This is a genomic window from Bacillus sp. LSHTCR4, assembly GCF_057197025.1.
Genome location: NZ_JBXUNO010000004.1, coordinates 131,092 through 142,916, shown reverse-complemented (window position 1 = coordinate 142,916; position 11,825 = coordinate 131,092). Strand labels below are relative to the sequence as shown.

At 32.4% G+C, this 11,825-nt stretch carries 9 protein-coding genes and 1 pseudogene; 8 read left to right on the top strand and 2 right to left on the bottom strand.

The window, feature by feature from the left end; genetic code table 11:
* The first annotated feature begins 9 nt into the window (after positions 1-9).
* From AC2CGR_RS22995 to AC2CGR_RS22960, 8 genes and pseudogenes are all read left to right on the top strand, one after another.
* Positions 10-714 carry a 4'-phosphopantetheinyl transferase family protein gene (locus tag AC2CGR_RS22995; RefSeq protein WP_061884170.1) on the top strand — a complete coding sequence of 235 codons (705 nt, stop codon included), beginning with the start codon at positions 10-12 and terminating at the stop codon, positions 712-714.
* Positions 701-1,423, top strand: a complete 723-nt coding sequence (locus AC2CGR_RS22990; protein ID WP_484481211.1) for a thioesterase II family protein — start codon at positions 701-703, stop codon at positions 1,421-1,423. The genes AC2CGR_RS22995 and AC2CGR_RS22990 overlap by 14 nt, the downstream gene beginning before the upstream one ends.
* A gap of 662 nt (positions 1,424-2,085) precedes the next feature.
* Entirely contained in the window at positions 2,086-3,159 is a 1,074-nt protein-coding gene (locus AC2CGR_RS22985) for a patatin-like phospholipase family protein (protein ID WP_088297112.1), read from the top strand.
* A 183-nt stretch (positions 3,160-3,342) separates the two neighbouring features.
* Positions 3,343-3,492: pseudogene (locus tag AC2CGR_RS22980) on the top strand (nucleotide excision repair endonuclease); the annotation flags it as partial.
* A 213-nt stretch (positions 3,493-3,705) separates the two neighbouring features.
* Complete coding sequence (tnpA, locus tag AC2CGR_RS22975; RefSeq protein ID WP_000762752.1) at positions 3,706-4,104, top strand: IS200/IS605-like element ISBth16 family transposase; 399 nt, start codon at positions 3,706-3,708, stop codon at positions 4,102-4,104.
* An 11-nt stretch (positions 4,105-4,115) separates the two neighbouring features.
* On the top strand, positions 4,116-5,228 hold the full coding sequence (locus AC2CGR_RS22970) for an RNA-guided endonuclease TnpB family protein (RefSeq protein ID WP_484481210.1): 1,113 nt from the start codon (positions 4,116-4,118) through the stop codon (positions 5,226-5,228).
* 456 nt (positions 5,229-5,684) lie between these two features.
* Positions 5,685-6,080 (top strand): hypothetical protein, encoded by a 396-nt coding sequence (locus tag AC2CGR_RS22965; RefSeq protein ID WP_000286903.1) that lies wholly within the window; start codon positions 5,685-5,687, stop codon positions 6,078-6,080.
* A 236-nt stretch (positions 6,081-6,316) separates the two neighbouring features.
* Positions 6,317-7,015, top strand: coding sequence for a YrrS family protein (locus tag AC2CGR_RS22960; RefSeq protein WP_042514279.1), 699 nt, complete (start codon positions 6,317-6,319; stop codon positions 7,013-7,015).
* Positions 7,016-7,940: 925 nt separating this feature from the next.
* On the opposite strand, the gene AC2CGR_RS22955 is transcribed toward AC2CGR_RS22960, so the two are convergent.
* Both AC2CGR_RS22955 and lepA read right to left on the bottom strand, forming a co-directional pair.
* Positions 7,941-8,876, bottom strand: a complete 936-nt coding sequence (locus tag AC2CGR_RS22955) for a nucleoside hydrolase (protein WP_484481209.1) — start codon at positions 8,874-8,876, stop codon at positions 7,941-7,943.
* Between the two features lie 1,141 nt (positions 8,877-10,017).
* Entirely contained in the window at positions 10,018-11,820 is a 1,803-nt protein-coding gene (lepA, locus tag AC2CGR_RS22950; protein ID WP_071717191.1) for a translation elongation factor 4, read from the bottom strand.
* Between the last annotated feature and the right edge of the window lie 5 nt (positions 11,821-11,825).

The window sequence follows — 11,825 nt, the reverse complement described above, 5'->3', positions numbered from 1 at the left end:
ATTCAAGCTGTGAAAATACCAAAGAATATTGAAAGTCATTTGTTTAAGCAACTTAGTAACTTGGTTTCAAATGAGAAGAAAGAACGAATGAAGCGTTTATTAAACTCATGCGACATTAATAGGACCCTGATAGGGGATTTACTAATCCGATCTCTAATCTGCCAAAAGTATAAAATTAATAATGAAGAAATTAGATTTATATATAATGAGTATGGAAAGCCTTTTGTTGAAAATTTTTCTGACTTTCATTTTAATCTGTCACATTCAGGAGAATGGGTGGTTTGTACTACTGCTAATTTTAATGTGGGTATTGATATAGAAAAGGTTTCAGAGATAGAGGCTCTTAAATTAGCAAATGAATTTTTTTCAGAGGAAGAATTTTATGATATATCTAATATAAATTCTGATGAACAAATTAATTATTTTTATGATTTATGGACATTAAAAGAAAGTTATATAAAAACGATTGGAAAAGGGCTTTATATCCCGTTAAATTCATTCTCTATAAAAAAAGAGTCACCAACTTTAATTTCATATAAGTATATACCTCAAAACTTTTACTTTAGACAATATAACATTGAGCCAAATTATAAGATATCTGCTTGTGCAACAAGGGATGAATTTCCGCAAGAGATAATAATTAAAGACATTTATGCAATTTGCCAAAATATATACAAATTTGAAAGTAAGGAGAAAATCAATGCAGAAGACTAAACTTTTTTGCTTTCCACACGCTGGGGGATCTGCGTTTAGTTACGCAAAATGGAAAAATCACTTTAATCCATATATTGAGGTAGTCCCAATAGAGTTAGCTGGTAGAGGGTATAGAATTGAAGAAAACTTGTACCAAAGTATGGAAGAGGCAGTAAATGATGTCTACAATAAAATAGTTATGCAGATAGATGATTCGCCCTACATTCTATTCGGGCATAGCATGGGAAGTTTGATCGCCTATGAAGTAGCCAGAAAAATAAAAGATTCTAAAAATGTATCGCCTGAATTTCTTGTTTTGTCCGGTAGAAATCATCCAAATAGTAAAATAAAAAATATCCGACATAATCTTTCTAATGAGCAATTTAAAAGAGAAGTTATTGCAATGGGAGGTACACCGTCCGGGGTACTTCAATCAGAAGAATTAATGGAGATTTTTCTCCCAATTCTAAGAGCAGATTTTAAAATTGTCGAGACATATATTCATGACAATAATATACAACCATGTGATATTGATTTTCTTATATTTAATGGGGAAAATGATGAATTTACTACATATGATCAAGTAATAATATGGGAGAAATATACAAGTAAAACGTGTACTCTTCATTCTTTTGAAGGTAATCATTTCTTTCTAAATGAAAATATTGAAGAAATAGCAAAGAGTATTATAAGAAAGTTAGATTCTAAAATATTATCAAATAGTTTTTAGAGGTTTTCTAAGTATATTCATAGCTAAGGAACAAAATATTAAATATGAAAAATAAAGAAACTGCTGAAATATCATTGAATAAGGGCATTGAAGCCTAAACGAACTTTTCAAAGGCAGGAAAAAAGACTCATTGAATCGTAAGAGTTACTTCCCTTATTTATCTAAAAAAGTGATGCAACTTATTTGCATCACTATTTAAAGTTTTACCAGAGAGTAATTTAGTTAATTGGTAGAAAAAGGAAGGTGCCTATTTGGCCCCTTCCTTTTTCTCATACATAACGCTTGTTGACAACTTATGAAATAATAGCATTCATCGCTATTAAAATATAACACTAAAAGCAATTAATTAGATATGTAATTATGCATACATTGTACTATTTCATGAATGGGAACAAAACTATTTCTCTCTTTCGGGAAGGAAACAAATAGACTCAGGTATACTTAGGATAAGAGCACCCAAATATGCGCTCCGTTTCTTATTTCATATCCTACATTACCATTCCAAGCAAATTCCTTCTCTTTCAAACAATTCATCCATTGAATAAAGATAAATCCGTCATACGTATCGCGTAGCATGAAACGTTCTTAATATTATTTGGAATATATTTCAATATAATTCCGATACTATAACAGATCTAAAATTTCTCTACTGGAGGTATATAATGACATATCCATTTCGTAATTTAGTATTTGAAGGAGGCGGGGTAAAAGGGGTCGCTTTTATTGGTGCCATCCGCGCACTAAACGATGAAGAGATTTTGCCAGAAATACAACGATTTGGGGGGACTTCTGCAGGAGCGATTACTGCATTACTTTTAGGTCTTTCCATTCCATTCGCAGATGTCGTAAAAATCCACAAAGATATGAATTTTAAAGCATTTAAAGATCATGATTTTTTGTTTATCCAAGATAACATTCGTCTATTTTTTGATGGTTTTGGCATTTATAAAGGGGATTTCTTCACTGAGTGGATAGGTGCGATAATTGAAAAATGGACAGGGAGTAAGGACACAACCTTTCAGCAGTTATATGAAAAAACAGGAAAAGACGTGTTTTTCCAAGGAACAAACGTTTCTACACATCAGCTTCGCACGTTTTCTCGTGAGACTACGCCTGATGTCCCGTTAGTAGTTGCCGTGCGGATTTCGATGTCCATCCCATTCTTTTTCAAATCTGTGGAATGGGAGGAAGATTATTATGTAGACGGAGGTGTACTCGATAACTATCCAATCCGGTTATTTGATCGCAAAAGTTTTGTGAGTAAAGAAGAACACTTAACGACCACAGACACAATTGACGAGGTTAATAAACTGGTAAGTAATACGGATCAGCATTCTGCATTAAGAAGCTTACATACGAAATACAATGTATCTTTTTTTGATCCTGCAGATGAAATTGTGTATAACAAGGAAACACTAGGTTTCCGTTTAGAATCTCGTGCTGAGATTGCCATGTTGAAACATATAGCAAGTGCAAAAAAACATCATATTGGCCATTCACTTATTGATTTTGTATGGAATTTGTCTCAAACCATGATCAAGGGACAAGCGAGCGGAAAAACAACAAAAGAAGATGCCGCTCGTACTGTATTTATCAATACGTTCTTTACGTCGTCAATTAATTTTAATATCACAGAAGAAGAAAAGAAAACACTCATTGATTCAGGATATACTTGCACTAAAGATTATATACATCAGTTCAATACTTCTGAAGTAAAATTGTTTAATCGACCATAAAGCTGAGCGCAATGCACTTGGCTTTTTTCAATCATCCTGCAAATTCGTTATTTTTTAGTAGGCAATTAAAATTTAGATAGACTTTATATAGAACAAGAGAGAGGAGATAACAGAAAGTAATAAATATAAGTATGGATGATTTCTTATTTTGTAAAACTAGGGTGTAGAAAGTGTGAAAGAGGTGGAAGGAAAACTATGTTTTATGAAATAATTTCTTAGTTAGATAATAGATATAACTATCATGTCCTCGCAAAAGTATTGAACGTAGAAGTTCAAACTTTAATTACAATTAAAGAACACCGAAACAATTTCCGGATACCAGGTAATCATTAGAGGACGATAAAGCATCAAGATATAATGTATGCCCTATCTGGAAAAAAAGAATTTAACGAATTTCACGAAAGAATTCTCCTTCCTCAAGCGTGTGAAGGGCATAGCCCAACGGTAGGTGGGAGATGAATTTCGGTTTGGCGTAGCCAAAAGGTTTTTCTTTTTATTTTGCCTCTGATATAATCAGTCTTATAAATTATAAAGGTTGGTATATAAATGAAATTAGATAGTAATAACCATTCAGTATTCTTATTATATTATCATCTTGTGTTGGTCGTGAAATACAGAAGAAATGTGTTTGATGATGATATGTCAGACTATGCAAAAGATATGTTTGTTCGACTATCTGAAAACTATAACATCACATTAGTTGAATGGAATCATGATGTAGACCATGTTCATATTTTGTTCAAGGCCCATCCTAATACAGAAATGACAAAATTCATCAATGCTTATAAAAGTGCAAGTTCTCGGCTTATTAAAAGAGACTTTCCACAAGTGAAAAAGAAACTTTGGAAAGAGATGTTTTGGTCAAGAAGTTTTTGCTTGCTAACTACTGGTGGTTCGCCAATAGACGTAGTAAAAACATATATTGAAAATCAAAGTGAAAAGTGAGGTGAAATGATATGACAAAGCAGAATAAAGCATATAAATTCCGTTTGTATCCAACAGAAGACCAAGCACATCTTATACGTAAAACCTTCGGTTGTGTACGTTTCGTGTATAACAGAATGTTAGCTGAACGGAAAGAAGCGTATGAAAAACATAAAGATGATAAGGATCAATTAAAGAAACAAAAGCTTCCCACTCCCGCGAAATACAAAGCAGAATTTGAGTGGTTAAAAGAAGTTGATTCATTAGCTTTGGCAAATGCTCAACTAAACTTGCAAACTGCCTATAAAAATTTCTTTCGTGGTCAAAATGACTTCCCAACATTCAAAAGCAAAAAAGACAGAAAGTCTTATACAACGAATGTAGTGAACGGAAATATTATGTTGCTTAACAGTCATATCAAATTGCCAAAACTGAAAATGGTACGTATCAAACAGCATAGAGAAATACCACAAGACCATATAATCAAGTCATGTACGATTTCTATGACACCTACTGGTAAATACTATGTGTCCATTTTGACTGAATACGAAAAAGAGATCGTACAAAAAGAAGTAGAAACAGTTGTTGGATTAGACTTTGCGATGGATCAATTATACGTCAGTTCTGAGGATGAGAGAGCCAATTATCCTAAGTTCTATCGTGAAATGTTAGACCGATTAGCAAAAGCTCAACGAGTATTATCAAGACGTACAAAAGGTTCAGGGCGTTGGAATAAACAACGTATCCGTGTAGCTAAGCTGCATGAAAAAGTAGCAAACCAACGTAAGAACTTCCTTCATCATAAGTCTAAAGAGTTAGCTACTCATTTTGATGTTGTAGCTATTGAAGATCTAAATATGAAGGGAATGTCGCAAGCACTTCATTTTGGAAAAAGCGTCGCTGATAATGCTTGGGGTATGTTCACTGCTTTCTTAGCTTATAAACTAAATGAACAAGGCAAACAGCTTGTGAAAATAGACAAATGGTTTCCTTCCACAAAAACATGTAGCAGTTGTGGTAATGTGAAAAATATGTCATTGTCTGAGCGAGTCTATTCTTGTATATGCGGTGTAAATCTCGACAGAGATTATAACGCAGCTATCAATATCAAAAATGAAGCAATACGCCTATTAGCGTTAGCATAGATAGTAATAAAATAACCCTTGGAACAAGGGAGTTAGCTCGGTTGTCCTAGGACGAATTCGTTAGCTATTAAAAGTAACGACTAACCGAGAAGCCACCACTTCAAACAGTCCGTTAGGACGTTAAGTGGCGGGGAGTTCACAAAGAAATACATATAAATACACATTATATTTTATTCCATAACTCTCTATTTTGTTCACGATAGTCTGATATTGAAAAAAATAAAATATTTGGTACGACTTCACTTTGTTTTTAGATAGTTTTGTAATTAAACTATAATATTGTATTTTTTCTGCATTATTGAAATTAGTAATAATAAAATGTATTATTGAAAAGCACAATTTATAATTCAAGTAATCAAGACTATGTACTCATTATAATTTGAACATTCAGAAATTATAATATTATCTAAAAATGAGGTGTGATTCATAGAAACAGTACATATTAAATGGTATGGAATGTATAGTATAAATGATTTTTATAATAGGGAAGAAGCTTCTAAGAAGGGGATATTTGCAATCTCTAGAGTATATGCTAAGACTGTAACATTGCTCTATATAGGACAAACCAAAAGAAGCTTTATACAAAAGATAAGGGAACTTAATAAGGAGTGGCCTTTTGATGAGAGTGAATTAATGATTACATTAGGAATAATAGAATTTCCTAGTGGTGAAATTTACTCTGAAAAGAAGGTAAAAGAGATAAAATCCCTTTTGATTTTACGACATACCCCATTAGAAAACAAAGCATCTTTATTATACTATAGAGGGAAATTTAATTTAAAAATTATAAATAAGGGAAGAAGAGGTTTAATTGTTAAAAAGCTTTCTACTGGAGATCTAATGTGGACGTAATTGGAATCAACTTTGAATAAAATTGAAAGTTGTTTAAGTGCGGAAACTTATCAATTTTAATGTATTAAACTATTTTGAATAACATATGTCAGATGCTTGAAAAAACACAAATTTTATAATGGTATGAAATCCTGTATGGAAAGTGTAGTGTATTTCTATTATTTAATAAAAATATTAAGAATTTTAGGGATAATACATAAAGAGTAGAGGAGAAAGTAAACACGGAGGTTTGAAGAATGGGACAAGTAAGCAGATTTCAAGAAAAACAACAGAACCGTCGTCAAAAGGCAATTTTTAACATTGCATTTACTTTGGTATTAGTGACAGTTGGTATAGTGACATACCAGTTGTTTACCTCTTCTAATACATCAAAGAAAGCAATTGCTCAAGAAAAGAAAGCAGTACAGTTAGAGGAGAAGAAACGTAAAGAGAAAGAAGCGACACAGTTAGAGGAGAAGAAACGTGAAGAGAAAGAAGCGGCACTGTTAGAGGAGAAGAAACGTGAAGAGAAAGAAGCGGCACTGTTAGAAGAGAAAAAACGTGAAGAGAAAGAAGCGGCACTGTTAGAAGAGAAGAAACGTGAAGAGAGAGAAGCAGCACTGTTAGAAGAGAAACAAAAAGCAGAAAAATCGGTATCTCAAGAAAAGGGTTCTCAAACTAATCCTTCTTGGAAGCCAATTGGTACAAAGCAAGGGGCTAAACCTGAAATGAAATTTAAAGAAGGAACAGTAGATTGGAATGAGATGAAAAAAGCAATTTCTTATGCTGTTGATGTTCCAGAGAGCCAATTGATTTTCGATTTTATTGGGAATAATGGTAATAATAAAGCCTACGGTAATGTGCGAGATAAGCAAAGTAACATAAAATATAAGGTTGATATTGATTGGGTAGAGAATCAGGGGTGGAAACCAGCATCTGTACAAGTGGTAAAATAAATAATAAAAATGTAATTATGTGTTTAAAAGTTTACTTTTGTAAAAACTCATAAAAGAGTTCGTTTCAATCAGGACTCTTTTGGTAATGTTACCAGCATTAATTACTAGGACTCAATTGTTAAATTCTGATGTAGACAAAGTTTGAAGTTTATTAAAATCTACCTGATTTAGTGCTTCGAAAGATTCAAAATTGCATTTTTAAAATACTAAATAATTAATGGTACCTTTTAAAATATTTTTGGACTCATTTCAATAGAAGATATTCCGTCTATATAACTAAAAAAAGTGTTATAATATTTATTGAACATATGAATAGGATAACAACTACCTGCTTTTGGCAAGTAGCAATTTATCTAATGAAAAGATTACTTGTTTTCAAGACAAGTGATCTTTTTATATACATTCCTTGTACTTTTTTTGAAATTGATTAGATATTTCAATCTGTGTAATTATAATAGAATTGATTAAAATTAAAGATACAACAAGGATAATACCTTCCTTATTTGTAGTAAGAAATATATGAAAAACACCTTATTTGTATTAAGGTGTTTTTGACATATTAATATTACTCATATACTGGGGTAACCTTTAGAGCATATCAATCGATTTCTTGATATGATGGAGAATAATTAAGTTCAACTGTGTCATCTTCTTTTTGCAATGGTCGCCAATTAGTTGTGCATAAAAAAAGACACATTTTGTGTCACTTAGGATTCTTGAGTAGTATGAATGAAATAGTAGAGTTTTTATAAAAAGAATATTTCATACCAAAGCAGTATCAAAAAATCCACCCAATTGTAAGTACTGAGTATCTTAAAAATCCTACAAAAAAATGCATACATACTCCTTTTAGGTATATTGTATGTTATTTAAAGAAAATTTATTATTTCACACTGGTTTACATACGAATGAATAAATTCACTTTCTAATTTGCTCCTCTATCTATCATAATCTCCATGAAATTCTTAATAAACTGTTTTTGATTTAATTTCAATCCAATTCTAGCTCCCTCAGCTTTTGCACCTGGACGAAAATCTGCGACAGTTTGTCCTCTTAAAGATTCTAAATCAATCTCTACTTTTCGATACATGTATTGAAGAAAATCTGGATTGACAATTGCACTCATTGCAACAAAATCATGTAAAGGAGCACCTTTAATACTGGGGTTTAATTTTTTATAGGCACTAAAATAATAATCATAAATTGGTTTAATTAATGACTTAAATGGGGTAGTAGTGTGTTCTGCAATATATTCTGCTTCATTTGGAAGTAAAATAGCTGAATTTGTTACGTTTAAAGGAATTATTGTTAAATTTTTAGATTGATTAATTACAAACCGGGTTGAAACTGGATCACCATATGCATTTGCTTCAGCTATAGGTGAGACGTTTCCTGGTTGAAGAAATACTCCGGACATTATGTATATTTCTTTTATGCTTTGCATTGTTTCTTTCCAAAGGTTTAAAGCGATTGCAAGAGAAGTGGATCTACCTACATCAACAATTGTTAATTCTTCCTTATATTTTTCAATAATTGACAGAATTAGACTAAAATTATGAATAGGAATTGATGCTACACTTTCTGGTGGTTGGATAGGTCCAAGTCCTTCTGCACCATGTATTTCTGGATAATAAGCAGTGAAACCATTAAGAAATGGTAAAGAGGCACCACTGATAACAGGGATATCTGTTCTTCCAGCTAATTGTAATAAGTAAACAGCATTTCGAGTCGTTTGTTCTTTTGTAACATTTCCATAACTTGTAACAATTCCTACAATCTCAATTTCAGGATGCAATAAACCATATATAATTGCCAAAGAATCATCTATACCTGGGTCTCCAAATAATAATACTTTTTTCAAGAGGGATTCTCCCTTCTTACTTAACTTAATATTTAATAGGACAAGCTCTGTATTATATATGTAAGAAGAGCATCTATTTATGATTTATATTTTTAAAAATTGTTATTGTTGGAGTTTTTCGTCTTCATTTAAATGTTTAAATTAATGTAATAGCATGTGATAATAGACATGTTTGTTTAGGAAAACCTAGTTTATGTAGAAATAAAATTGACTTTTAATCCGTATTTCAAATGTGGTTTTTTTCCGAAATCCTGGCCGTAATCCTATAAAGAAATTCCGATTTGTGCTCTCTTCATATGTTATTTTAGAAAGGGATATTATGATGAAAAAAAGTAGTATAAATATAAGCATATCAATTTTAATACCGATTTTATTAATGATATGTTTTATTAATGTTAAATACAGAATCATATTAACTGCATTATTTGGAGCTTCGATTTTTTCAACAACATTTCTTTGTGCGATCGGATTTATCCTAGCTGTTTTATCATATATAGAAAACAAAAGTATTTGTGCAAAAATCGGAATGATGTTAAACGTGTTAGTATTTTTTATTCCTATTATTTTGATTTTTTTGACATAATAGATGGTTTAGATTTATGGGTACCACTTTATCACCATCAAACCAAGAAAAACGAATATCCCAAAACGAAAAATGAGCTTTTCACTACAAGTTAGCACAAATTTTCGTTCTGGGATTACTATAAAATCTTAGTTTGATGGTGATGGGGTCTCGCCACATGCCCATCAAGCTAACATTTTGAAGTGCCCCCAAAAAGAAAAAACGATTCACCCCGCATCTTCAATCCATTTAGAGGAGGGGGGATGAATCGGTTAAATGATAAAAAAACCAACTATATAATGACTAATAAAAATTGCTACATAAATCAAAGTGATATATGGTTAATAATCAATGTAAAATTCTTTATGTGTTAACCTAAATTTATGAGGAATTAAAACTCAACTAAGGTAGTCGACAATTATTGACAACGTTGTCCATTGAATAACGATATTAAGCATAAATTCTTTTACATTATCTGTATCTATCCCTTTGTTATATAGTCATAGAAAAACGGGAGAAAATCTCATACTATAAGTGACGTTGTATGGGCTTAACTTGATAGCGATGAGGTGGTACCCCTTATACATCTAACTCTAAAATACTATTAAATACCTCTTGTGTTAGGGTAACATCACTATGCGCTGCTTGTCGTTTGTTCGCACTTTGTCGTCGAAGCAAAGCTTGTTTTTTGGATATACTCCGTTTTTCACCATTAGTAGCTGCATTTTTTCTTAGTGGTGGAATATCAACTCTCGCAATTGATTTACCCTCAACAATTGCTTGTGCTGGCATCGGATAAAGTTTTCTAGGAACATTGTATTTTAATTTTTGTACAAGTGACTGCGTCATCATTGGTGCATCTTCTCTATGAAGAACAAATGATAACGCATCAACTTTTGCATAGTTGATATGGACTTCAACTTTTACAACGTCCGCTAGTTCATATCCGATAAAAGTTGTATTCATTGTCGCATACCCGTGAGAAGCTGATTTCAAATGACTAAAGAAGTCATATGCTATTTCTGATAGCGGCATATTATACTTTAACGTTATCAAATCTGCCTCATTTTCCATCGTCTGCAAAATTCCCTTGTGTTTCTCAGCTAATTTCATAATCGTTCCCAAACTGTCATTTGGAGTTGTAATCTCAGCTTGTACATAAGGTTCTTCTACATAATCAATAAGTGAGAAATCAGGAAATTCTACTGGATTATTTACTACTTGAATATCTTTATCGGCATGATGTTTTAAATGAACATGATACGTAACATTTGGCGAGGTTGTCAAAACTTCTAGCCCATATTCATTTTCTAAACGCTCACGAATAATTTGCAGATGCAATACTCCTAAAAATCCACATCGGAAACCTGGTCCTAAAGCATCCGAAGTCTCCAAAGCAAATTGAAACGAAGAATCGTTCAATGCCAATTTTTCAATAGCTGATTTTAATTTATTATAGTCATTATTTTTAGGATAAAATCCAGCAAAAACCATGGATTGCGCCGGTTCATAACCTTTTAATGGATCGCTTGTTGGCTCTTCATAGTTTGTCAAGGTATCCCCTATGCGAACTAATTTTGGCTCTTTCAAGCCTGTAACTATATAACCAACATCGCCTGGGTTTAACTCATTTACTGCTACCATACTTGGCGTGAAAATTCCAATTTCATTAGTCAGGAAGCGTTGTCCATTAGCCATGAACATCAATTTGCTATTTTTCGTGATCATTCCATCATAAATACGCACATAGGCAATGATACCTTTAAATGGATCGAACAATGAGTCAAAAACTAAAGCTTTTAAAGGCTGTTCTTTTTCTCCATTAGGTGCAGGAATTCGTTGGTAAATAGCTTCTAAAACTTCATGGATACCAAAACCGTTTTTAGCTGATATTTTTAAGATTTCTACCTCCGAAAAACTTTCGTCTAGTTGTCTAATTTGATGTTCGACCTTCTCAACATCCGCAATTGGGCTATCAATCTTGTTGATGACGGGAATAACTGTCAAATGATTTTCTTTCGCCAAACGATAATTAGCTACTGTCTGAGCCTGAATTCCTTGAGTAGCATCAACAAGCAGTAGCGCTCCTTCACTAGCGGCTAAACTTTTCGACACTTCATAAGAAAAATCGACATGTCCAGGAGTATCAATCAGATTATATTTATACTCATTGCCATCATTCGCCTTATAGAAATTTCGTACTGTTCTTGATTTGACGGTGATTCCATGAGCTTGTTCAACTGCCATATCATCTAGCAATTGATTTTTAATTTCACGACTGCTGATTGTCTCTGTCAGTTCCATAATCCGATCAGCTAAAGTAGATTTTCCATGATCAATATGTGCGATAATGGAAAAGTTTCGTATCATTTCTTTTTTCATATTAA